We start from the raw sequence: 26,286 nt of genomic DNA, 5'->3' as shown, positions 1-26,286 counted from the left end.
TAATATTATTATTTCTTTTTATTTTGACCTTTTGCAGCCTCTTGTTGCTCCATAACTTCCTGAAGACGTTGCTGAAACTTGCTTTGTTTTTTAGGCTCTTTTAATTTGTTCTCCTGAATTTGAGCATGAATTTTATCTGTATCAACAATATAGTTTTTGATTACAAACATAATTCCGATTGTAATTAAGTTCGAAATAAAGTTATACAAACTCAAACCAGCACCATAACTATTGAAGAAAATCAACATCATTAATGGCGAAACATAAATCATGATTTTCATCATTTTTGCCATATCCGGCATACCTTCTTGCTGAGGAGCTGCCATTTGCTGATCTCCAGATGTCATTTTCATGTAAAAGAAAATCGCAATTGCTGCCAAAATTGGGAACAAACTAATATGACTTCCATATAATGGAATATTGAATGGTAATTGTACTACTGCATCAAAAGATGATAAATCGTCTGCCCAAAGGAAACTTTTTTGTCTTAACTCAAAAGCTGACGGAAAGAACTGGAATGATGCATACATAAAAGGAAGCTGAATCAATGCCGGGATACATCCTGCCATTGGGTTTACTCCTGCTTTGTTATACAATTTCATTGTTTCTTGTTGTTTCTTCATTGGGTCTTTTTTAAACTTTTCTCCCAACTCTGTAATTTCAGGACGTAAAACTTTCATTTTAGCCTGTGACAAGAATGATTTATATGTAATTGGCGACATCGCCAATTTGATAATAATCGTAAAGATGATAATTGCAATTCCTAATGACAATCCAATTGTTGAACTTAAGAATCCGAATAACGGAATGAAAATCCATTTATTAATCCATCCAAAAATTCCCCAACCTAACGGAATAATTTTTTCGAAGTTTTTATCGTATGATTTTAAAGTTTTGTAATCAGCCGGTCCAAAATACCAGTGCATCTTATAATCAACTTCCCCATTAGAAAAAGCTAAAGGAACTGTTGCTCTAAACTGCTTCACAAATGTTGTATCGATAACCTCGTCTTTAACTAAATCATCAGATTGCAGCTTAGATTTTTCGAATGGTTTGTCTGTCGCTAAAATAGCAGTAAAAAAGTGCTGTTTAAAAGCTATATAGCTTACTTTTTCCGGAGTATCTTCTTTTCCTACACCTGTATTTAAATAGTTATATTTTTCATCACCATATTCATATTCTAACAGAGCATATCTCTTTTCAATAGAAACACTTTTTTCGTTTCTGTAACTTTTCAAATCCCATTGTAAATCTAATGGTTTAGAAGAATTTAAGACTTTATTCAATCCTTGGGAACGAATATCAAAACCAACTAAGTAGTCATTTGCTTTTAAGATGTATTTATATTCTAAAAATTCGTTTGCACCCGCTTTCAAACGCATTGTTAAGATTTGATCTGCTCCGTTTTTAGTCAACGTTGGTTCAAAATATAAATCCTTAGAATTTAAAGTTCTGTTATCTGTAGTTTGTAACTGAATGTTTAGATTCGAATTATTGTCTCTAATTAATTCTATTAACTGCCCGGAGTTTTTCTCAAATCTTTTGAATTCTTTCAACTTAGCTTCAACTATGTAACCACCTTTATTGGCGATTTTCAGTATCATCTTTTCGTTTTCAATAGTTGTAAAACCTTCTTTTGCAGAAGGAAGTGTAGCTGAATAAGCAAAACCACCTAAAGTTTGTTGCAATTTTGCTAATTGAACCGTATCACCAGGTGTTGCAGCAGCAACAGGTAAAATAGCTGTTTTAGTTTTATCAGCTTTAGCCTGAGCTTCTTGCTTAGCAACTAATTCTTTCTTGGCTTTTTCAGCAGCAATTTCCTTATCAGAAGGCTGATTTTGGTACATAATCCAAATCAAAATTCCAAATATCAATACAAAACCAATGATTGAATTAAGGTCAAATTTTTTTTCTTCCATTATAAATTTAAAAAAGTTATCCGTTAAAGGTTATTAGTAATGAGTTAGACTCAAACGTTACATCCTTTTTAGAATATTAATTATTATTTTTTATGTGCATTAACTGCAGCAGCCACAAAGTTTACGAAAATTGGGTGCGGATTTGCAACCGTACTTTTGTATTCAGGATGGTATTGTACCCCAATAAAAAATGGGTGATTCTCAAGTTCTATAATTTCTACTAAACCAGTATCAGGATTTATTCCAGAAGCAATTAAACCAGCTTTCTGTAATTCGTCTTTATATTTATTATTATATTCATAACGGTGACGGTGACGCTCTGAAATCGTTTTTTGACCGTAGATTTTATGTGCCAATGAGTTTGGTTTAATATCACATTTCCAAGCTCCAAGACGCATTGTTCCACCTTTGTCAGTAATTGTTTTTTGCTCTTCCATCAAATTCACCACAGGATGTTTTGTTTTATCATTCATCTCTGTAGAATTTGCTTCTTTGTAACCTAAAATATTTCTTGAATATTCGATAACAGACATTTGCATTCCTAAGCAAATTCCGAAAAACGGAATATTATTTTCACGTGCAAAACGAACCGCTTCAATTTTTCCTTCAATACCTCTTTCACCAAAACCAGGAGCAACTAAAACACCATCAAGAGGTCCTAATTTCTCTGCGACATTATCAATATTAATATGCTCTGAATGTATAGAAATCACATTAACTTTAGTTTCATTAGCAGCACCTGCATGAATAAACGCCTCTAAAATAGATTTGTAACAATCCTGCATTTCTACATATTTTCCAATCAAACCAATATTTACAGTATGTTTTGGATTTTTCAATCTGCGTAAAAAAGTATTCCACGTTTTTAAATCCGGAGCGGCTTTTTTAGGCAAATCTAATTTTTTCAAAGCCACAACATCTAATCCTTCTTCAAGCATCAAATTTGGAACTTCATATATTGTTGAAGCATCAATTGATTGAATAACAGCTTCTTTCTTAACATTACAAAACAAAGCCAATTTGTTGCGTAATTCCTGAGACAATTCATGCTCAGTTCTACAAACCAAAATATCTGCTTTAATACCGCTTTCCATCAATGTTTTTACAGAGTGTTGTGTCGGTTTTGTTTTCAACTCTCCCGCAGCAGCCAAATAAGGAACCAAAGTTAAATGAATAACGATTCCGTTATTTTCACCCAATTCCCAAACCAACTGACGAACAGACTCTATATATGGTAAAGACTCAATATCACCAACTGTTCCACCAATTTCAGTAATAACAATATCATAATCACCAGATTTACCCAGCAATTGCATTCTGTCTTTGATTTCGTTTGTAATATGAGGAACAACCTGAACTGTTTTACCTAAAAATTCCCCTCTTCTTTCTTTTTCAATAACTGAAAGATAAACTCTTCCTGTAGTAACGTTATTCGCCTGAGAAGTAGGAACGTTCAAGAAACGCTCGTAGTGACCTAAATCTAAATCCGTTTCAGCACCATCATCCGTTACATAACACTCACCATGTTCGTACGGATTTAATGTTCCCGGGTCTACATTGATATACGGGTCAAATTTTTGAATAGTTGTACGGTATCCTCTTCCTTGTAACAATTTTGCTAAAGATGCCGCGATAATTCCTTTTCCTAATGAAGAAGTCACACCGCCTGTAACAAAAATATATTTTGTTTGATTCATTCTGTTGTTGTTTGTATTGTAGTTGTGTAAAAAACTTGGCAAAAGTACAAATTTAATTAGATAATTTGTCAATAAGAGAATGAGATAATTTGCAAAATTTTAATTAGATCGATTACTTGGTTTTGTAATCGATAATTTTAAGGATTTATTAGGATTATTTTTGAAGAATGTATTTAAATTGACACTAATTATCACTCTCTAATTTAATAATAATTGCAAAGTCATTTTACTTTCTACCTAAAATTATATTTTCACAGGAAAGTTTAAGCAAAAAAAAATATTATAATTTTAAAACATCGACCTGTACACATTTATAAATTCAGTCTTGAATTCTGTGGTGCCAATTTGTTTTTAAAAATTATAATATTTTTTATGTCTATTATAATTTCAAAATATTGACTTGTACACATTTACAAATTCAGTCTTGAATTCTGTGGTATCAATTAGTTTTTAAAAATTATAATATTATATACATCAAACTTAAATAAAAAAAATTAAACCACCAAAGATTTTTCCTACTATTTAATTGGTTTTTGGATATTGCTTTTTAATATTTCGAATTAATTCTTCTAAACCATTTAATTTTAATTCGTAAATAAGCTGCAATTGCTGTCCTAATTCTCCATTGGGAAAACCTTTATTATGATACCAAACCACGTAATATTCAGGTAAATCAATTAAAAAACGACCTTCGTATTTCCCGAAAGGCATTTTGGTATGAGCTAATTTTATGAGAAGTTTTTTGTCTTGTTCCATTTTTTAAAGAAGAAAGAAGCAAGAGAAAAGAATATAGATTTATTCTCTTTCTTGCTTCTAATTATTGCAAAGCTATTCTAATTTTTTATTTTTTTGCTACAGATTAAAAAGATTTCGCCACGAATTCACGAATTATATTTAAATCAATTCGTGAATTCGTGGCGAATATAAAAACTTAGTCCCGAAGTCTCGGGATAGCATCTCAGAACCTTAGCAACTTAGTAGTGCCATCTCACAAAAGCCTCCATAGCAGCATATGTGGCCAAACCTAATTGTTGGTATAACGCTGCTGTTTCTGCATTGCGGTCTTCGGCTCTTTGCCAAAACTCTCTGGCATCAGTTCCTTGAAAAACTACACCATCTTTTTGAGACTGGTGCTTGAAGATTCCGTGACGTTTTGCCAAAACCTGATCCGGGCTCATTGGTACTGCCATCTCCACTTCGTCAATTCCCCATTCCTGCCATGCTCCTCTGTACAACCATAACCAGCAATCATCCATGAATGATTTTGGTTTCAAGGCTTTTACGGCTTCAAAAATAGCATCCAGACATACTTTATGTGTTCCGTGTGGATCTGCTAAATCTCCCGCTGCATAGATTTGATGTGGTTTGATTTTTTCAATCAAATCCATTGTCAATTGAATATCTTCTTTTCCAAGTGGTTTTTTCTCAATTGTTCCTGTTTCATAAAATGGTAATTCCATAAAATGAATCTGATCGTCTGTCAATCCAACAAAATGACTTGTTGCTCTCGCTTCTCCTTTCCTGATCAATCCTTTGATATAACGCACTTCCGGAATATCAATTTCGCTGTTCTTTTTATTGGTTAAGAAAGTCGCCGCTTTTTGGTAAATATCATCTGCCTGAGCACTTTTGATTCCGAATTTCTCATTGTAATCAATCACGAATCTTGCAAAACGTAATGCTTCATCATCCGCTACAGCGATATTTCCTGAAGTTTGATACGCAACATGAACTTCATGCCCTTGCTCCTGCAAACGCATGAACGTTCCTCCCATACTAATAATATCATCATCAGGGTGTGGACTGAAAATCAATACACGTTTTTTAGCCGGTTCAGCTCTTTCCGGACGATTAGAATCATCGGCATTTGGCTTTCCTCCTGGCCAGCCCGTGATTGTATTTTGAAGTTTATTAAAGATTTTAATATTGATATCGTAAGCCGGGCCAGAATCTGCCAATAAATCGCTCATTCCGTTTTCGATATAATCAGCATCAGTTAACATTAAAATTGGTTTTTTAAGCTGAAGCGCCAATCCTAAAACCGCTTTTCTAATTAATTTATCTGTCCAGATTACTTTTTCTACCAACCAAGGTTTGTTAATTCTGGTTAACTTTGAAGAAGCTTCCTTATCTAAAATAAAAACGGCGTTATTGTGTTCCTGTAAAAATGAAGCTGGTACTCGATTCGTCACTTCATCTTCTACCGATTTTTTTACAATGTTTGATTTCCCTTCTCCCCAAGCCATCAAAATAACTTGTTTTGCCTCCATGATTTTTTTGACACCAAGCGTTATTGCCGTTCTTGGTGTATTACTTAATCCGAAGAAATCTTTGCTTGCCGCAACTCTTGTAATATGATCCAAAGCGACTAAACGCGTTTTAGAGTTTTGAAGCGAACCAGATTCGTTAAAACCGATATGTCCGTTTCCTCCAATTCCTAAAATCTGCAAATCGATTCCGCCTAAAGCTTCAATTTTAGCTTCATAATCATGGCAATAATCTGCAATTTGTTCTTTTGTTAAAAGTCCGTCCGGAACGTGGGCATTTTCAGGTAAAATATCGACATGATCAAACAGTAATTCTTTCATAAAACGAACATAACTGTTGATTGAGTTTGGCTCCATCGGATAATATTCATCCAGATTGAAACTGATTACGTTCTTAAAACTCAATCCCTCTTCTTTATGCAAACGAACTAATTCAGCATACAATCCTTTTGGAGAAGAACCAGTTGCAAGACCTAAAATACATGGTTGATTCTCTTTTTGTTTGGATTGAATTAAAGCCGCAATTTCCTGAGCAACTGCTTTTGAAGCATCAGAAGAATTTTCAAAAACAACCGTGTTGATGTTTTCGAATCGTTTTTCGAATCCTGTTGCTTTGTCGATTTTACTTTTTAACATGATATAGTTTTTTTTTTAATTTCTCGTGTTTATTCTACCATTTTCGGTATTTATGACCTTTTACTGCATAGAAAAGAATCATTATATAAGATGGCAACAACATTAAATAGGCAAGCTGATTTCCGCTTCTTGAAACCTCCTGAGTTCCTGCTGCAATATTTGATGTATTTATAGTTTCTGTAATCAATCCATATAATAAAGGAAAAATAGCTCCTCCAATAATTCCCATAATCAAAATGGCACTTCCAATCTTAGTATATCCTCCTAAATCTTCAAGAGCCATTGGCCAAATTGCCGGCCAGCAAAGTGCATTTGCCAAACCAAGTAATGCTACTAAAAGAATTACAATTGGCAAATTTGGAATTCCAGGTAATTGAATCATTAATTTAGGTGAAATAATAACAATTGCTAAAACCAAAATGATTCCTAAAATTCCAGAACCTTTTAAAGCCGTAACCTGTGAAAGATATTTTGGAATCAACGTTATCCCTAGTATATATCCCACAACCATAGCTGACATGGTGAAAGAAGTTAACTTTAGATAAAAATTTCCTTCATCTCCATACACTCCTAATTGTTTTCCGAAGCCTCCAATTGAATCTCCAGCCAAAACTTCCGCAGCTAAATACAACATTAAAGTGATCACTCCCAAAACCAATTGAGGACGTCTGAATGCATTTTTAATTTGTTTGAAAATACTCAAATTTGAAATATTCCCTTCTTCATCCAAATCAATTTCCGGGAGTGGAGAAAGCTTAACTAACAAAGCTAAAACCGTAATAATCAATCCCATATAAAGATAAGGTCTTTGTAATTGTAATGCAAGAGAATTTAAAGCATTTGCTTTTGAAACTGAATCCAGCATCGCAATTTTATCGGCTGTAAATTCCTGCATATTAGACAAAACCAATGCTGTCAATATAATTGGCGCCACAAAACCGGCAAGTTTATTAGCGATTCCTAAAACACTTATTCTGGCTGCTGCACTTTCTCTTGGACCAATAACTACTACATAAGGATTCGCAGCCGTTTGTAAAATTGCTAAGCCCGTTCCCATAACAAAAAGTGCTATTAAGAACAGTAAAAACGTACGGCTTCCTGCAGCAGGATAAAACATGAATGCGCCAAATGCAATGATTAGCAATCCTAAAGAGATACCGTTTTTGTATCCCACTTTTTCGATCACCCATGATGATGGAATTGCCATTACAAAATAAGCAATATAAAAGGCAAAAGTTACAAAGTAAGCCTGTGAAGAAGAAAGCTCGCAAGCTAACTCAAAAAATGGAATTAAAGGACCGTTTAACCAGGTTACAAATCCGAGAATAAAAAACAATGCGGTCAGGATAACCATCGGAAGAATTGCACTCCTTTTTTCTACTTGTATGATACTTTCAATGTTTGACATAATACTTTTTGGTTGAGTGTTAATAGATTATACTTTTATCCATCTAAAATAGCACCAACACTTTTGCGACAATTTCGCAATTAAAATACGCTTTGTTGCGTTTTTTTTGCAAAGTAAAACAAAAATTAAGTAACATGCGCTACCCGTAACTACTTTAAATATCAATTTTGTGTTAATATTTGTTAAACATTCCAGTCTAAAACCGGATAATGTTTCTTTAGATATTCTTTTACATCGGCAATATCTTCTTTAGCCGTTAAATCCGGGACGTGCTCAGAAAAAGGAATACCTAATGTTGTATTCGGATTTGCTTTAACCGAATTTAAAAGCACTGTCGGCAATTCTTTTTCATCTCTTTCCGGATTTACAGGACAATTTTTAAGATGTGTATACAAAGTGCTTCCATTAAATTTAAAAGCATTCATACTCACTCTTATTTTTCCATCAACATCCTTATAATGCTCCAAATCGTCTGCTGTAGGCTTCTCTAAAATGTCCAATAATTGATTATTCTGATCTAATTTGGCGATAGCAAAACGCGAAATTCTTTCAGAAGGAAATTCTAAAGCATCGCGATCATAACTTATAAAAGCATTTGGACTTTGTGTTTCTCTTAACGCCAATAAGGCTTTCGCCGAATACAAATTATCACTGTTGCAAACTGAATACTCCTGCGTATTTAATTCCGGAAATTGTTCTACTGCCTGAAACAAGGCATCAGCGGTACCAAAAGGCTTCACTCTGCCTTCAGGAATATATTGAACGGCAAAAGAAATAGTAAGCCCGTGAAAATTGTTATTTTCATTCTGGTTTCCATAAAATTCCTTAAACAACTCGCCTTGTTCTCCTATAATTATGTAGATGTTTGTATACCCCGCTTTTTTTGCATTCAATAGAAGATAATCCAACAAAGGTCTTCCGCTTGCTCCTACTCCAATCAAACCTTTACTTCTTTCATTGGCTTGTGCAATTTCTTCTGGCGATAAATTATCTAAAATGGCTTCCTTTTTCATACGGGAAGATGCTCCGCCCGCAAGAATAACTAAATTGTTGTGCATATTTCTTTTTTAAATTTCAATATTTTCAATAATTCTCACACCCGGATCAACGGTAACGCTATAAGCCTCCTGTGCTCCGGCTTTCAAAATCGCGTCGATTACAGCCGCTTCTTTTGCAGGATCTGCAATTACAACTATACTTCCGCCGCCGCCAGAACCTACAATTTTAGCTCCATAGGCACCAGCTTCCAAGGCCGCATTTATCATATCATCAATTCGCGGAACTGTAATTTTTAACAAATCACGTAAAACTTCATGATGCTGATTCATTAATTCTCCAATTCTTTTAAGATCTAAAACTGGTTTTTCGAATTCTTTTAATGCTTCTTTTGTATAATGGTAATTTTTTAAAGCTGCTTCAAAAAACGGAATTAGTCTATCTGGCAAACAATTTCGATAACGATCAATATCTCCAATTTCAGAAGTATTCAAATCAAAAGCTGGAAAATGCTGTTTTACCATATCAATTGCCATCAAAGCATTCCCTTTCAATTCACCAATTAGCCCAATCGTTTCTTTAGGAACACCCGAAACTCCTGTAATTAAGCCTTTTAAATTAGTTCCGATAATTTTATACGAAAAAGGATCTTTTGTATTAATATACACAATATTACCTACTCCAATACTAAAATGATCCATCATTCCGCCTGGCTCTCCGTGTTCTAAAACTTCAGAAGCATATCCTATTTTAGCAATAAACTCGGGTGTTACTTCGTCATCAACTCCAAAGGCGGTAATTAAAAACTGAATCCAGGCCATCAATAAAGCTGACGAACTCGATGTTCCTGAATTAATTGGAATATCTCCCGTAACAGTAATATCGTACCCCACTTTTGGTATACAGCCATGTCTGCGTAAAACGCGCAGCGATGAGGCAAAATAATCCCGAGGGTCCAATTTTTCAAAAGTTGCATCAATATCTATCACGCGTTTTTCATTAATATCGATCATATTAAGAACAAACGTTTTGGTTTGATTTTCTTCGGCAACTAATTTTATGTTTCGATTTATAGCGCAGGCTATAACAGGTAGTCCTAAATAATCCTGATGATCTCCAAAGAGACATGTTCGACCCGGAGCTAATGAAGTAATTTTTATCACTTTAAAATTTTATATTAAAACATTGTAAATTAAATACTTACAATGAAATTTGGTTATGAATTTATTTTACAATTTCGGTTTTGATTCTACGAAACTATATATTATATTTCTATAAAACAAGAAAAAAACAAAAAATGTGCTCGAACACACTAAAATAATGTTCTCGAGCACACTTGTTAATTCTTCGAAAAAAATTTACATTAATTAAAACAAAGTTTCTATATTTGCTTATATGGATAAAAAGTACACAATTAAGGATATTGCAAAAATGGCAGGAGTTTCTAAAGGAACTGTCGATCGTGTTTTGCATAAAAGAGGAAAGGTTTCTCCTACTGCACTCGAAAAGATTAACGAAGTTTTAAACGTCATTAATTACGAGCCTAACTTAATTGCCCGAAATTTAAAGAACACAAAAGTTTATCGCATCTGTGTTTTAATGCCTGATCCGGAAATTGACCCATACTGGTTCCCGTGTGTTACTGGAATTCAGGATGCAATAACAGAATTCAAAGCTTATAGTATTGTAATAGAAACCTATTTTTTCAATCCTGAAAGTACTAAATCGTTTTTAAGTACTAATGAAAAAATAATCGATAAGTCACCTGATGCTGTTTTGATCGCACCCTTATTCCATAAAGAAACTATTGAAATTATTAAGCAATATGACGAACTAGAAATTATAGTTAACACTTTTAATAACCAGGTTGAATCTTCCTCTATTAAAAGTTTTGTCGGGCAAGATTTATACAAAAGCGGACGTGTTGCAGCCAGTTTAATGAACCTGATTTTAGACAAAGGCCAAATTGCCATTATTCATATTGATGAAAGTCTAAAAAATGCAGTGCACATGCAGGAAAAAGAAAAAGGCTTCAGGAATTATTTTGAAGAAAAAAAATTATCTGATTTTTCTTTAACTACATTAAAATTAAAATATTCAAATATTGAAACTAAGCTGCCTGCATTTCTGGAAGAAAATCCAAATTTAAGCGGTATTTTCATTACTACTTCAAAAGCCTATCAAATTGCCTCCTTTTTATCTCCTTTAAAAGATAAAAAAATTGCACTTATTGGTTATGATCTAATTGAGAAAAATGTAAATTTTTTAAATCAGGGGTTGGTTCATTTTTTAATTCACCAAAATCAAAAAAGACAAGCTTATTTAGGAGTCAGTACTTTAGTAGATCATTTTTTATTCCGAAAAGAAATTCCGGAAACAATTTTACTACCAATTGATATTATTAATGTGGAGAACGCTTCTTTTTATGTAAACTAGCTAGACTATTCTAAACTAACTTTTTTCCTCAACATCAAAAATTACACACAAAGGCGTAAAGCAGTCAAGTTAAAAAACTTTGCTACTTTACGCCTTTGTTGCAAGTTACTTCATCAAAATAAATTTACCAAAAGAAGAAGCTATATGAAAATTAGGTTCAGGCGTATTTGGATTAACCCATGAAATCCAGGTTGGTTGATAGTTTTGATTTTCATCTTTAGAGAATTTCGCTCTAAAAACTCCTGTTTCAATACAATTACCCTGAATTAAATTTAAAGCATTTAAAGAAGCCAAACTAATTTTTCCCTCAACAGTAAAAGAATTTTCTTTTTTTGAAGCTTTTACTTCTAAATCTTCCTTTGGCCAATTCCAATTGAAATCAAAAACTTTATTTGGTTTCGCTTCAAAATCCATTATTCTTGCCGCAGTGTCCATTTCAAGACAATAATATGGATTTAAAGAATCGTTAGTTCTGAAAAATAATTCGACACGATCTGAGTTTCCAATACTATCTACACTATCATCTTTCTTGTCGATATAAATATCAGCATCAAAAACCCGAAAATTAAAATACAAATTATCCAAATCGTAAAGCGCACGAAATTCAATTTTCGAAACGGGAACATTTTTCCATGGAGAAGAAAAATCAGTTAAACAATTTGCTTTTTCCCATAAAGAAGCATCTAAAATTTCTGCATTTCTTTTTTGATATTTATCTATTAAAACAACTTGATATTCTTTCACAGTTCGGTATTTTAAATTTGTTAATTTTCTATTTTTTAAAAAATTGAAATGGCAAAAATCTGGCTTGATTTTAACTCCTTTTCCGAAGCACCAATATACTTCAAAAATTGGGAGTAAAAAGTGTTAAGCAAATTTTAAATAAAACTTCGATAAAAGCATTTTTTCTGTTAAATAAAACAATAAGAAAATACTGTTTAATTACTATCTAATTAATATCGTCATTGCGAAATTCATAAGATTTTGCAAAAACATCATTTATTATTCATGTAAACATCAAATTCGCATTAAATAAGCCCAAATAAAGAAGTCCATTTATATCCAAAGATAATTGTAAAAATCACATCATTTTAAGTCAAAAAAAACGTTTCACACAATTTTATGTGCTCGAGAACATTTTTTTTGTGTGTTCGAGCACATTTTTTGTTCTTTTTCTTGTTTTATAAAAATATAATCTATAGTTTCGTCAGACATTAATCTTAAAACGAAGTTAAATCGTTAAAATTTAAAGCAATTTCAGCAGTTCAAAAAAGAGAAAATGCATAAAATAACTCGTTTTGAGATCGAAAAATGAACTGAATATTTCAAAAAGAAAATAGTCCAGTAGAAAAGCAAAAATGAATTCCTGAATCAAAAAAAGAAGTCTAAAACTTACAATCAAGAAAAAACAATTAAACATTAACCAAACCCAATTTTAAGTATGAAATTATTAACCCAAAAAAAGCCAAGAGATTTTCGGATTAACAATTTATCCAGAAAAGAAATCAAACTAACCGTTCTTTCGTTGTTAGTTTTCACATTTCAAGCTTCGGCTGCTTCGACAATAACTACATCACACAAAAACAATACGGTGTTGTTTTTTGAAAAAACGGTAAAAGGGACAATAACAGATCAAAATGGCCTTCCTTTACCTGGTGTAAACGTAACAGTAAAGGGCACTAAAACAGGTGTTCAAACAGATGTTGACGGAAGTTTCGCTATTACTGTACCAGATAATGCGACCAAACTTATTGTGACTTACATTGGTATGGAAGATCAGGAAGTGACAATAACAGGTGCTCCGCTAAAAATTGTCATGAAAGAAGCAGGACAAAAATTAGAAGAAGTCGTTATTGGATACGGAAAAGCAAAGAAAAAAGACATTACAGGTGCTGTAGCTTCAGTTGGTAAAGACAACTTAAATTTAGGTGGTACAGTTTCTAACGTTGGTCAGGCTTTGCAAGGTCGTGCTTCGGGAGTTCAAGTACAGCAAAACAGTTATGCGCCGGGAACTACTCCTACTATAGTTATTAGAGGAGGAAACTCAATTACAACATCGAACGCACCATTGTATGTAGTCGACGGATTTATTACAAGTACAGGAGCATCTATTAGTCCAAATGATATTGAAAGTATTCAGATTCTTAAAGATGCTGCTTCTACTGCAATTTACGGTTCAAGAGGTGGAAATGGAGTTATTATGATTACTACCAAAAAAGGAAAGTCGGGCAAAATGCAGATTGAAGGCGAAATCTCAGACGGTTTCCAAAACATTATTCAGGAACCATCCTTATTAACGGGACAGCAATATGCTTCTATTCAAAATGCGATTGCTACAGAAAATGGCAGACCTGCTGTTTTTCCATCGAGTTTCCCAATTGCTAATACAAATTGGTTCGAGGCTGCAACACGTCCGGGAGAAGTTTTAAACAGAACGCTAACCTTTAGCGGAAGCGATAAAACATCTAAATTTTTCTTATCCGGAAATTATTTAAAGCAAACCGGAGCAATCGAAAACACAGATTTTACAAGATATAGTGTTCGTATTGGATCTGAGAAAAAATTCACTGACAAAGTAACTGTAGGTGCGAATGTATACGGTGCTGCAAGCGAAGGCCATAATAGTGATTTTGGTGACAATATTTTATCGCCAATGTTTTCTATCCAAACAGCTCCACCAGCAATTCCTATTTATAATGCTGATGGTTCTTACTACAAATACCAAGGAAAAGATAATGCTTTAGCCCTTTTATTAGAGCCAACAGATCATACCATTAACCGCCTTGTAAATGGAAACATGTTTATGGATTATGAAATTATTAAAGGTTTAACTTATCATTTTGGTGCAGGAGCTGAGTGGCAGGAAAACATTCAGGGAAAATATACACCACGAACTCTTGTTGCAGGAGCAGCATTAAATGGTACAGGATCTGAAGAGAACAAAACTTATTTTAGATGGAGTACGGAACAATATCTAACATATAAGTTTAATATAAAAGAGCAACATTCATTTACAGCAATGATTGGAACATCAAACCAAAAAGATACGTATGAAAGAATGAAAGCTTCTGGTTCTGGTTTCTCTAATGATATCTTAACTTATTACAAACTTGAAAGCGCTTCTGTTTATTTAAGACCTGAAACTCAGAAAACGGAAACAAAACTTACTTCGTATTTTGGAAGGTTAGCTTATTCTTTTGATGACAAATATTTAGCTTCATTTACAATTAGACGTGATGGATCTTCTCGTTTTGGTCCAAATAACAAATACGGTACATTTCCATCTGGAGCTGTAGCGTGGAGAATCTCTAAAGAAGCATTTATGCAAAATGTAGAGGCTCTTTCAGAACTAAAATTAAGAGTTAGTTATGGTATTACAGGTAATGATGGAATTCCAGACTATCTATACATGTCTAATCTTTCTCCTTGGAATGTTACTATTTCTGATGGTTCTTTTGTTGGAGGTACTGAACCTAACAATTTATCTAATCCTGATTTAAAATGGGAAGAACAAGCTCAAGCCAATATTGGTTTAGATATGGGATTCTTCAACGACAGACTTACCGCTACAATTGATGTATACAAAAAGAGAACAACGGATGCGCTTTTGAATGTGCCTGTTGGAGGATGGTGGGGATTTGGTACCCAAACACTTAACTCGGGTACAGTTGATAATAAAGGAATTGAATTTGGTATAAGTAGTGAAAATTTCAAAAATGACAAATTCTACTGGAGAACATCTTTAAATCTTGCTTATAATAAACAAGAAGTAGTTTCATTAGCAGAGAATGTTAAAATAATCAGTTACAACACTTCTAATCCAAGTGGTACTGTTTCTGGTCGTGAATTTACAAGATTAGAACCTGGAAAGGAAATGAGTGTACTATACGGATTTAAATATGCCGGAGTAGTCAAAACTGGTGAAGTTTATGCCCCACAACCTTTATCTAAACCAGGAGATCCTAAATATGAAGATTTAGATGGTGATGGTGCGATTACAGCTAATGATAGAACCTATTTAGGAAATTCTACACCACATTACATTGTTGGTCTTAATAATGATTTTAGATTCGGAAATTTTGATGTGAATCTCTTTTTCCAAGGTGCTCTTGATTACTCTGTCTACAATATGACAAAAATGGTTGGAGAATCAAGTACAAGTACAGATGCGTTGAATCGTTGGGTTGCAGGTACAAATGAAAACACTGATATCCCAAGAGATGGCTATTACAAAAGTTCATATGGAAGTTATGTAAATTCAAAATTTGTTGAAGATGCATCTTACATACGTCTTAAAAATTTATCAATCGGATATTCTATCCCGGAAAGTCTTTTAGCACCGACCAAGTTTATTGACAGTATAAGATTATATGCTATCGGTCAAAATTTATTGACAATTACAGATTATTCTGGAAATGATCCTGAAATAAATGGACATACAAATAGTGCCACAGCACAAAACCTTGGTGGAGGAATTGATTTCAACTCTTTCCCTGCTTCGAGAACGTTTATATTAGGAATCAAAATAGCAATTCATTAATAGCTTTTTCAATAACATTAAATTTATCAAAATGAAAAAATATACAATACTATTGCTTTTACTTGCTGCAGGTTTACAATACTCCTGCAATGAGGACCTGGATCCTACAGTATACAGCAGTTTGACTACTACGAATGGATATCAAACCAAATCAGATGCTATTGCTGCCGTTAACTCTATTTACGGCAGATTAAAAGGCCCTTCTGTTGGAGATAACTTTTCGTACTGGGCAACCCGACATTTTGCATTAACAGATATTGCAACAGATCTGGGTCATTGTCAATATGGAGGTGATCCCGGACAATTATCTTTAGGGGCATGGAGTTCTACAAATGGTTTGCTTTTAGAAGATTGGAATGCTATGTATAAATTAATTTCCAATGCCAATACTGCTATTTACTACATCGGAAAGATGTCTTCAATTTCAGAAGTTGAAAAAGCACAATTTATTGCTGAAGCCAAATTTTTAAGAGCCTCTGCTTACATGGATTTAACTGACTCTTGGGGTCCGGTTATTTTAATGACGGAAGATAACTTAGCAAATCCAAAATATTTAGAACAGACAGCACCAACATCTGTAGAAGAAATTGATGCCTTCCTAGTAAAAGACTTGACCGAAGCGGCTACTATTTTACCAGCTAATTATAGAGAAAATGCTATTTACGGCAGTAATGATGTTGGTCGTGCTACAAAAGGAGCTGCGCTTACTTTAATGGCAAAATTATACTTGCGCAGTCATGACTGGCAAAAAGTAGTTACCCTTACACAACAGGTAATGAACCTTAACGAATATAGTCTTTTCCCTTCTTATTTAGGATTATTTAAAGAAAGTAATAAATGGTGTAACGAGAATATATTTTCTTCACTTAGTGATGCCAATACAAATGGAACAGAATTGTTAAACCACTTTGGTCCGGTAGATCATCCTGTTGTTCAAAACAGATGGCAGTATTATACCGTAAACTGGGATTTCTACAATACTTTTGGTGATGAAGATGAAAGAAAACAATGTTTCTTTCCTGAATTTATGGGAGTGGATAACTTACTACATAAACAAGCACCAGCACTAGGAGCTGAGCCACCAGCAGGTGAATTTTACATGCCAGATGTAGCAACAAGAAAATATGCTGATGACGAAACCACTACTTATTATGATGGTCATAGTGTAAACATTCTTCGTTATGCAGATGTATTATTAAGCAGAGCTGAAGCAATAAACGAAATCAGTGGTCCAACAACCGAAGCTATAGATCTTATTAATAAGGTTAAAGGAAGATCACATGCAAAATTATTGGTTTTAGCAGATTACAATCAATCTACTTTAAGAGATGCAATTTTACAAGAAAGAGGATGGGAACTTTTCTACGAAGGAAAACGTCGCGCCGATTTAATTAGAATGGGTAAATATGATGTTCTGGTAAATGCTTATCACTTAAGAGTTGGTGAAGCTGCATTAGTAAAAATGCCACAAAATAAATTTTACACTTATCCACAAAGTCAGGTCGATCTTAATCCAAATTTAAGTAACGCCGATAGACAATAAAAAAGAAGTCCAATCAAGAATAGACAGTTAAAATGGTCTGTCTATTCTTGATTTTTAAACAAAATAAGTACTTTGCTGTTTCATTAAAGAACCTTAAGATGATCAAAAAAATAATAGTAAAAGGGAGTTTTATTTTGGTATTACTTGCATTGGCAAGTTGTTCTAAAAATCAGGCGCGTATCACAAATATCAATATTGGGACACATAGCAACAACGAATTGAAGATTCAAATCGATGTTACTACGAGTGACAATGTTCAGGTATATGCCGAATATTGGTCTGATAAAAAAGGAATTAAAAGCAAGATAAGTTCTCCTATTTCAAAAACAGGTCTCTCCCACTCTTTAGTACTTTGCAATATTACTCCTGAAACCAATTATAGTTTTCAATTGGTTACCGTTCAGGGGCAGCAAAAAGACAGTAGTAAAATCTATAATTTTAAATCAAGAAGTTTACCGGAATGGCTTCAAAATCAATTCAAAGCAAATTGTCCAAAACCGGAACTTTTACCAGCAAATTTCAAAAAAGGTTTTATGCTTTTAGCAAAAAGAGAAACACCGGGAGTTGCATATATTGTTGATTACAAAGGCAACTTAAGATGGTATCATACTGTTGAAGGCACTGGGTTTAAGGTAGCTCATTTTACAAAAGACCAAACAATCATTTCCATTCTGGGAAAAAATGATGAGCCAACAAGTTACGGAAGTGAAATTCTGGAAATCAATCTACAGGGTGACACGTTAACACATATCAAAAAAGGTCAAGGCGATTTAAAACAGGTTATTCACCATGAAATCATCAAAAAATCGGCTAACGAAATTGTTACGATAACCGTAGATCAAAAAATAATGGATTTAACTTCCATTGGAGGAAAAAAGAACGACACCATAAACGGAGACGGAATTTTGATCCTGGATAAAAAAGGAAAACAACTCTGGAAATGGAGCGTTTTTGATGATTTGGATCCGTTAAAAGATAAAGCATTACTAAAAACAAAAAAAGACTGGACGCACGCCAACAGTCTTAATTACGACACAGACGGAAACTTTCTAATTTCATTCTACAACAACGGTCAAATTTGGAAAGTAGATTCAAAAACAGGAAAAGTAATCTGGAAATTAGGAAAAGATGGTAACATGAAAATGGCTGCAGATAGTAATTTCTCTCAGGCGCATGCCGCGCACATTAACGAAGATGGAAGTTTAATGTTCTTTGATAATGGAGTGGATAAGAAACAATCTTCTGTTTTTGCTTTGAAAGTTGATGAAAAAGTCAAAACGGTAAAATTGGATTTCCACATCAATTTGCCAAAAGACATTTACAACGACAGAATGGGAAGTGCTTATATGATTGATAAGGACGCCATTTTAGTTTGCTGTTCAAAAAGACATATAACGGTTTTAACGAATAAAAAAGGAGTTTTACTTTGGGCTTTAGAATCTGAAATTCCTCCTTACCGTACGCAGTTTATTCCTGAAGAAAATATGAAACCATTTCTTCTGAATTAATAATTGATTAAAAATTTTAGACATGAAAAAAATAATTCTTATTGGTATCTTTTCGGCATTGCCAATTGTTGTTTTCAATTCCTGCAATACTTCAAATTCTCAACCTTTGGCAGAAAAAACAGCTGAAGATGAGGCCTATATTACCATTGATACTTCGAAAATTCCGGACGATCAATTTGGAGAATCGGTTCGTTATGGAAGAGAATTAATGATGAAAACAGCCTATTATATTGGACCAAATGGGGTCAAAGGAAAATATTTAGGAAATAAAATGAATTGCACCAATTGTCATCAGGATGCGGGTACAAAACCTCATGCTTTCAATTTAATGTCTTCCCATGACAATTATCCACAATACCGCGGCCGTGAAAATAAAGTACTTACACTTGCCGAACGTGTAAATAATTGTATTATGCGCCCTCATTCAGGAAAACCGCTTCCGCTTGACAGTGACGAAATGGTTGCCTTTTTATCCTATTTCAAATGGATCAGCAAATTTGTTCCGAAAGACGGAGATTTTAAAGGTGCTAAAAACTTAGAAATAGAATTCCCAGATGTTGCTGCAAGTCCGGAAAGAGGAAAAGAGTTGTTTGTTGAAAATTGTGCCCGTTGCCACGGAAATAATGGCGAAGGAGTCTACAATGCTGACAAATCGGGGTATACCTATCCACCTCTTTGGGGAGAATACGGCTACCAACCTGGTTCGAGCATGCACCGTGTTATCAAACAGGCACAATGGTTAAAAAGCAATATGCCTTTTGATAAAGTGACTATTGGAAAACCTTATCTAACAGATCAACAAGCATTAGATATTGCTGCCTTCGTAAATGATGACGCTATCCATCCGAGACCAAATCCAAAAACATTTGATTATCCAAATAAAATGGGCAAACCCATTGATTACTCTCATAGTCCTTTTCAGGACAATTTTACCGAAGAACAACACAAATACGGGCCTTACAAACCCATTATTGCTTACTGGAAAAAAAATGGATGGAAAGCAGTTTACTAACTTTTTAATTACGCATACCCTTTTAACCTGAACATCAAAAAAATGAAACTAAACCTAAAAAACAGACCTCTTTTAAGTAAAATATTGATTATGTGCCTTTGCATTTTCAGTATACCTTTGGCTGCACAACAAATAAAATATTCAGATGGAAATGACAGCTGGAATCCTAATTTACTAGGAAATCACCGCGTTGTTATTGAATTTACCGGAAAAGATAATGTTGCCAAAACCACTATTGAATGGCGCAGAAGAGATGAAAACCCAGAACTTAAAAGAATTATTGTTCAGGATGCGAATGGAAAGGAAATTCTAAACACAAAAACAGAAAACATCAATAGAGAAAACGGTACAATTTTCTTTGAGCCAGTTTCAGGAAAAGGAAAGTATTACGTTTATTACATGCCATATCTTGATGAAGGAGATGCGAATTATCCGAAAGGAGTTTATGCAAAACCGGAAAGCAAAGCTGATACAGCATGGTTGTCTAAAATCAAAACGAATTTAAAAGACAATTGTACGGTTACAGAAATTCAGAGTGTAAATCCTTTCAACAGTTTTTATCCAATGGAAGTAATCGCAACTGCAGCAGAAACCAAAGACATCATTGCTAAAAACAGTGGTAATTCCTTTTTAGTTTTTCCGGAAGACAGATTGTATTCTATCCGAATGAAAAACGATTTACCTCAAAGATGGATTCAAAAAGGGGTTCAAAACAGTTTTGCTGATACCGCTATGAAAGGTGAATATTTAGCTTTTCAATTAGGTGTTTATGCCTTAGAAAATTTAAGCAATGTAAAAGTCCAGTTTTCAGATTTAAAAAATGAAAGTGGTGCTGTAATTGCAGCAAAAAACATCAACTGTATTAATACAGACGGTACTCGTTATGACGCCTCTAATTTTGCTGCAACTGTTTCTGTTTCAAAAGGAAAAGTTCAGGCAATGTGGTGCGGTGTTGATGTACCGGAAACTGCTGCTGCAGGAACATACACAGGAAAAGCTACCGTTATTGCTGACGGAAAATCAAAAGAAATCACACTTCAGATAAAAGTAACAAATGAAGTTACTAAAAATGGAGGAATCGACAGTCCTGAAAAAATGACGCGTCTGAAATGGTTAAACTCAACTTTAGCACAGGAAAACACGGTTATCACGCCTTACACTCCATTAGAAATAAAAGGTTCTGAAATTTCATTATTAGGAAGAAAATTAATTTTAGGAGCTGATGGTTTTCCTGCACAAATTCAGACTTTCTTCACACCTGAAATGACTGTTATAGGTACAAAAGCAAATGATATTTTGAGTGCTCCAATTGCTTTTCATTTTGTAGATGGTGCTGGTAAAGAATCATTACAATGGAAAAATACAGGGGTTAAATTCCTTAAAAAAGAAGCTGGAACTGTAGCATGGGAAAGTGTTTCGACTTCGAAATCGCTTCAAATGGATGTAAATGCTTCTATTGAATTTGATGGTTTTGTACATTATACTGTTAAAATTACGGCCCTTGAAGATGCTTCTTTTAATGATATTAATTTCCATTTACCAATGCAGTCTTCATCAGCAAAATATATGATGGGATTAGGTCAAAAAGGTGGAAATCGCCCTGAAACATTTGACTGGAAATGGGATGTTGCTCATAAAAGCCAGGATGGTGCCTGGATCGGAAATGTAAATTCAGGTTTGCAATTTTCTTTGAGAGATGAAAAATACAGTCGTCCGCTAAACACTAATTTCTATTTACAAAAACCATTATTATTGCCAACTTCATGGGGTAATGATAACAAAGGAGGAATCACAATAGCACCAAACCAAAAATCAGTTTTGGTAAATGCTTACAGTGGAGCGCGTACCGTTAAAAAAGGAGATGTATTATATTATAACTTCAATTTATTAATTACGCCTTTCCACGCATTAAATACAGACTTTCAATGGAATACTAAATTCTATCACAAATACAGTCCAATCGATACCATTGCAAAAACTGGTGCTACGGTAATTAATATTCACCACGCCAATGCAATTAATCCATATATCAATTATCCTTTTATTGAATTTAAAAAGATGAAAAGTTATATTGATGAAGCGCACGAAAAAGGATTAAAAGTAAAAATTTACAATACGGTTAGAGAAGTTTCTAACAAAGCTTACGAAACATTTGCTTTAAGAAGTTTAGGCCACGAAATATACTCTCCAGGAAAAGGTGGTGGATTCTCATGGTTGCAGGAACATGTTGGTGATGATTATATTGCAGCCTGGTTTGTACCTGAAATTAAAGACGCAGCAATTGTTAACAGCGGTATGAACCGTTGGCACAATTATTATGTTGAAGGAATGAATTGGTTAACGCAAAACGTTGGTATTGACGGAATTTATCTTGATGATGTTGCTTTTGACAGAATCACAATGAAACGTATCAAAAGAGTTTTGACTAAAGACGGGCATCCTGGAATTATCGATTTACATAGTGCAAATCAGTACAATAAAAGTGACGGATTTAACAACAGTGCGAACTTATACATGGAACACTTTCCGTACATCAATAAATTATGGTTTGGAGAATATTTTGATTACGAAAAAAATCAACCTGACTTTTTCTTAACGGAAGTAAGTGGAATTCCTTTCGGATTAATGGGCGAAATGTTGCAAGATGGAGGAAATCCATGGAGAGGAATGGTTTACGGTATGACAAACAGAATGCCTTGGAGCCACAATGCTGATCCAAGACCAGTATGGAAATTATGGGATACTTTCGGAATTAAAGGTTCTGAAATGATTGGATATTGGAGTGAAAACTGTCCGGTAAAAACAAATAACGAAAAAGTACTGGCAACTGTTTACAAAAAGAACGGTTCAACTTTAATTTCAATTGCAAGTTGGGCTGATACTGATGTAAAAGTAAAATTAAGCATCGACTGGAAAAAACTAGGAATCGATCCTTCAAAAGCTACAATAACAGCTCCAGAAGTTGCGAATTTCCAACCTGCACAAACTTTTACTACAAAAGACGAATTGCCAGTAAGTAAAGGAAAAGGATGGTTGTTGATTGTAAAGTAATTGATTAAAAAATAGTTTTAAGCCACAGATTTCACAGATTAGCACAGATTAGTATAGTCAATAAATTAAAAAAAAACTTTTTAATCTATGAAATCTGTGGCAAAAAAATAACCATACTAAATAGCTTTCCATATGACACTTAAACCTTTCTTATCGATTTTACTGTTTGGAAGCCTGTTTGTCACTGCACAAAATAAACCAACTTATAAGGAATACAAAAAGGTCTTTACTACCTATCCTTTTTCAGATCCTGATCCTATTCCAAAGCCTGATACAAAAGTGTATCCTTATTTCCGTTTTGATGGTTTTACAGATAAACCGGTTCAAAAAGAATGGAAAGTAATTGAGATAGAAAACGATTATATTAAACTGATGATTCTTCCTGAAATTGGAGGAAAAGTTTGGTCAGCAGTTGAAAAATCAACCGGAAAAGATTTTGTTTACAACAATCATGTTATCAAATTTAGAGATATCGCCATGCGCGGTCCATGGACAAGCGGCGGTGTTGAAGGGAATTACGGAATTATAGGCCATACTCCTAATTGCGCAACTCCTGTTGATTACAAAATTATAACACGAGAAGACGGAAGTATCAGTTGCGTAATTGGTGTTTTAGATTTATTGACGCGTACTTCATGGAAATTGGACATCAATTTACCAAAAGATAAAGCCTATTTTACTACAAATTCCTTTTGGTTCAACTCAACTGAATTTGAACAACCTTATTATACCTGGATGAATACAGGAATTAAGGCATCACAAAGCTTGCAATTTATCTATCCAGGACAAAGTTATATTGGACATAATGGCGAGCACCATGCTTGGCCAATTGACAAAGCAAACGGTAAAGATTTATCCTTTTACAAAAACAATGATTTTGGCGGTTATAAGTCGTACCATGTTTTTGGTAAATACAATGATTTCTTTGGAGGATACTACCATGACGAAGACTTCGGAATGGGACGATATGGCAATCACGATGATAAACCTGGCAAAAAAATATGGATTTGGGGATTGTCTCAGCAAGGTATGATTTGGGAAAAATTATTGACTGACACTGATGGACAATATGTTGAAGTACAAAGCGGAAGATTGTTTAATCAGGCAAGCGACAATAGTAATTTGACGCCTTTCAAGCAACGTTCTTTTGCTCCTTATCAAACAGATGCATGGACAGAATATTGGTTTCCGGTAAAACAGACTAAAGGTTTTGTAAAAGCAAATAATTATGGCGCTGTTAATGTTAAAAATGAAAATGGCTGGTTAAAAATTTACCTTTCTCCTCTTCAAAAACTAAATGAAAAATTAGAAGTTTTTGATAATGGCAAAAAAGTCTATTCAAAAGATATTGCTTTAAATACGTTGCAATTATTCAGAGATTCAATTCAGGTTGCGGTTGATCCAAACAAATTAAAACTGGTTTTGGGCGATAATAAACTGGTTTGGAATTCTGCACCTGAAGACGGAAATCTGGCACGCCCATTAGAAGTTCCAAAAGATTTTGATAATAATTCGGTTTACGGTTTATATCTACAAGGAAAGAATTTTATCAGTTTTAAAGATTATATAAAAGCAGAAGAGTTCTTAACGACTTGTTTGAAAAAAGATCCAAACTACGCTCCTGCCCTTTCTGATTTAGCCGGTTTGCAAATCAGAAAATTAGAATACAAAGAAGCAATTGCAACTGCCAGTAAAGCATTAGCAATCGACACCTATAATCCCGCTGCGAACTATTATTATGGAATTGCAAATCTTCATTTAGGTAATACAACAGATGCGAAAGATGGTTTCGATATTGCTGCTACAAGTGTTGAATATCGCAGTCCTTCTTATACGGCGTTGAGTAAAATTTATTTTGCAGAAAACGATCAGGCAAAAGCAATTGAATATGCTGAAAAAAGTCTGTTAAACAATCAGAATAATCTTGAAGGTTTACAATTGTTAGCGGTGATCTATCGCCTTCAAAACAAATCTGAAAAAGCACATTCGATTTTAGATAAAATTAATGAGGTTGATCCTTTAAATCATTTTGCAGGTTTTGAAAAATTCCTTTGGAACAATTCAAATGCTTCAAAATCAGATTTCACTTCGTTAATTCAAAATGAAATGCCAGAGCAGACTTATCTTGAATTAGGTATTTGGTATCAGCATCTGGGCCGCACGGAAGAAGCTGCAAAAGTTTTTACGGTGGCGGCTCCAAGTGCTGAAATAATATATTGGAAATCATTTTTAGAAAACAAAGCAGTTGATTTAAGCAAAATTCAACCCGGAATTAGTTTTCCTTTCCGTGGCGAAACCGCCGAAATTCTGGAAAGTTTAATAAAAAACAATGAGCAATGGCAATTGAAATATCATTTGGCTTTGATTGAATGGAATCGCAACGACATTTCAAAAGCAAAAGAATTGTTTTTACAATGTGGTACAAAACCAAATGATCCGGCTTTTTATGCTGCTAAAGCTTCGTTGTTCAAAGATGATTCTCAATTGGTGATAACGAGTCTTCAACAAGCAATTAAATTAGATGCTCAAAGCTGGAGATATCCAAAGTTATTGGCTGAACATTACATCATCCAAAAACAAAATGATAAAGCATTAGCGACTATAGAACCATTTTACAAACGCCATACTGAAAATTATGTAGTGGGAATGTTATATGGAAAAACGCTTTTATTGAATAAAAAATACGCTGAAGCCGATGCCTTTTTAACTAAACTGAAAATCCTTCCATTTGAAGGTGCAACTATTGGAAGACAATTGTATCATGAAGCCAAACTGATGCAGGCTTTGGCACAAATGAAAAATAAACAGTATAAAAAAGCACTGCAATTTATTGGCGAAGCAAAATTATGGCCGGAAAATTTAGGTGTAGGAAAACCATACGATGAAAATATTGATGAAAGACTGGAAAACTGGTTAGATTATCAATGTTATACTAGCCTTGGAGACAATGAAAAGGCCAATAAATCATTACAAAAAATTGTTGCTTTCAATCCAAAAATAGATAATACGGTTATGAATTTCTTACCGGCAAATCAATTGGTTTCGGCTTGGGCTATTGAAAAAACTTCTTCTTCAAAACAAGCAGAAGAATGGTTGAAACATCAGGCAGAATTATATCCGACAAATAAAATTGTTCAATGGAGTTTAGAAATGTACACCAAAAAACAATCAAACATTTTAAACGAAGATGAAAAAGATGGTGAAGTTAGAATCATTGAAAAATTATAAAAAACTACTGAGTACATAATCAATTACCAACTAAACTAACTACAG

At 33.9% G+C, this 26,286-nt stretch carries 15 protein-coding genes; 7 read left to right on the top strand and 8 right to left on the bottom strand.

Annotated elements, in window-relative coordinates; genetic code table 11:
- Positions 1-8: 8 nt before the first annotated feature.
- The 7 genes from yidC to IRZ99_RS21280 all read right to left on the bottom strand — a co-directional run bounded on the left by yidC (position 9) and on the right by IRZ99_RS21280 (position 10,086).
- Entirely contained in the window at positions 9-1,919 is a 1,911-nt protein-coding gene (gene yidC, locus IRZ99_RS00560) for a membrane protein insertase YidC (RefSeq protein ID WP_194655423.1), read from the bottom strand.
- Between the two features lie 83 nt (positions 1,920-2,002).
- Entirely contained in the window at positions 2,003-3,616 is a 1,614-nt protein-coding gene (locus IRZ99_RS00555; RefSeq protein ID WP_194655422.1) for a CTP synthase, read from the bottom strand.
- A gap of 522 nt (positions 3,617-4,138) precedes the next feature.
- Entirely contained in the window at positions 4,139-4,372 is a 234-nt protein-coding gene (locus IRZ99_RS00550; RefSeq protein ID WP_194655421.1) for a DUF3820 family protein, read from the bottom strand.
- A gap of 218 nt (positions 4,373-4,590) precedes the next feature.
- On the bottom strand, positions 4,591-6,519 hold the full coding sequence (nagB, locus tag IRZ99_RS00545; RefSeq protein WP_194655420.1) for a glucosamine-6-phosphate deaminase: 1,929 nt from the start codon (positions 6,517-6,519) through the stop codon (positions 4,591-4,593).
- A gap of 34 nt (positions 6,520-6,553) precedes the next feature.
- Positions 6,554-7,927 (bottom strand): sugar MFS transporter, encoded by a 1,374-nt coding sequence (locus IRZ99_RS00540; RefSeq protein ID WP_194655419.1) that lies wholly within the window; start codon positions 7,925-7,927, stop codon positions 6,554-6,556.
- Between the two features lie 182 nt (positions 7,928-8,109).
- Positions 8,110-8,985, bottom strand: coding sequence for a sugar phosphate nucleotidyltransferase (locus tag IRZ99_RS00535; RefSeq protein WP_194655418.1), 876 nt, complete (start codon positions 8,983-8,985; stop codon positions 8,110-8,112).
- Positions 8,986-8,994: 9 nt separating this feature from the next.
- Positions 8,995-10,086: a galactokinase family protein gene (locus IRZ99_RS21280; RefSeq protein WP_194655417.1), complete on the bottom strand. Its 1,092-nt coding sequence runs from the start codon at positions 10,084-10,086 to the stop codon at positions 8,995-8,997.
- 232 nt (positions 10,087-10,318) lie between these two features.
- Here IRZ99_RS21280 and IRZ99_RS00525 point away from each other — a divergent pair, with 232 nt between their 5' ends.
- Positions 10,319-11,359, top strand: coding sequence for a LacI family DNA-binding transcriptional regulator (locus IRZ99_RS00525; RefSeq protein WP_194655416.1), 1,041 nt, complete (start codon positions 10,319-10,321; stop codon positions 11,357-11,359).
- Positions 11,360-11,464: 105 nt separating this feature from the next.
- Here IRZ99_RS00525 and IRZ99_RS00520 read toward each other — a convergent pair whose 3' ends face one another.
- Entirely contained in the window at positions 11,465-12,103 is a 639-nt protein-coding gene (locus IRZ99_RS00520; protein WP_194655415.1) for a carbohydrate-binding family 9-like protein, read from the bottom strand.
- A 697-nt stretch (positions 12,104-12,800) separates the two neighbouring features.
- Between IRZ99_RS00520 and IRZ99_RS00515 the strand changes: the two genes are divergently transcribed.
- From IRZ99_RS00515 to IRZ99_RS00490, 6 genes are all read left to right on the top strand, one after another.
- Complete coding sequence (locus IRZ99_RS00515; RefSeq protein ID WP_194655414.1) at positions 12,801-15,899, top strand: TonB-dependent receptor; 3,099 nt, start codon at positions 12,801-12,803, stop codon at positions 15,897-15,899.
- Positions 15,900-15,930: 31 nt separating this feature from the next.
- A complete protein-coding gene (locus IRZ99_RS00510) occupies positions 15,931-17,442 on the top strand; it encodes a RagB/SusD family nutrient uptake outer membrane protein (RefSeq protein ID WP_194655413.1) in 1,512 nt (503 codons plus the stop codon).
- Positions 17,443-17,540: 98 nt separating this feature from the next.
- Entirely contained in the window at positions 17,541-18,950 is a 1,410-nt protein-coding gene (locus tag IRZ99_RS00505; RefSeq protein WP_194655412.1) for an aryl-sulfate sulfotransferase, read from the top strand.
- A 22-nt stretch (positions 18,951-18,972) separates the two neighbouring features.
- On the top strand, positions 18,973-19,962 hold the full coding sequence (locus IRZ99_RS00500) for a c-type cytochrome (RefSeq protein WP_194655411.1): 990 nt from the start codon (positions 18,973-18,975) through the stop codon (positions 19,960-19,962).
- 42 nt (positions 19,963-20,004) lie between these two features.
- Entirely contained in the window at positions 20,005-23,013 is a 3,009-nt protein-coding gene (locus IRZ99_RS00495) for a glycoside hydrolase domain-containing protein (RefSeq protein WP_228518982.1), read from the top strand.
- A gap of 132 nt (positions 23,014-23,145) precedes the next feature.
- Entirely contained in the window at positions 23,146-26,241 is a 3,096-nt protein-coding gene (locus IRZ99_RS00490) for a DUF5107 domain-containing protein (protein WP_194655410.1), read from the top strand.
- Positions 26,242-26,286 lie beyond the last annotated feature (45 nt).

It is taken from the genome of Flavobacterium sp. LC2016-12, from assembly GCF_015351595.1.
GTDB lineage: Bacteria > Bacteroidota > Bacteroidia > Flavobacteriales > Flavobacteriaceae > Flavobacterium.
Note: the sequence above shows the minus strand (reverse complement) of the source record. Positions and strands in the feature narration are given on the sequence as shown.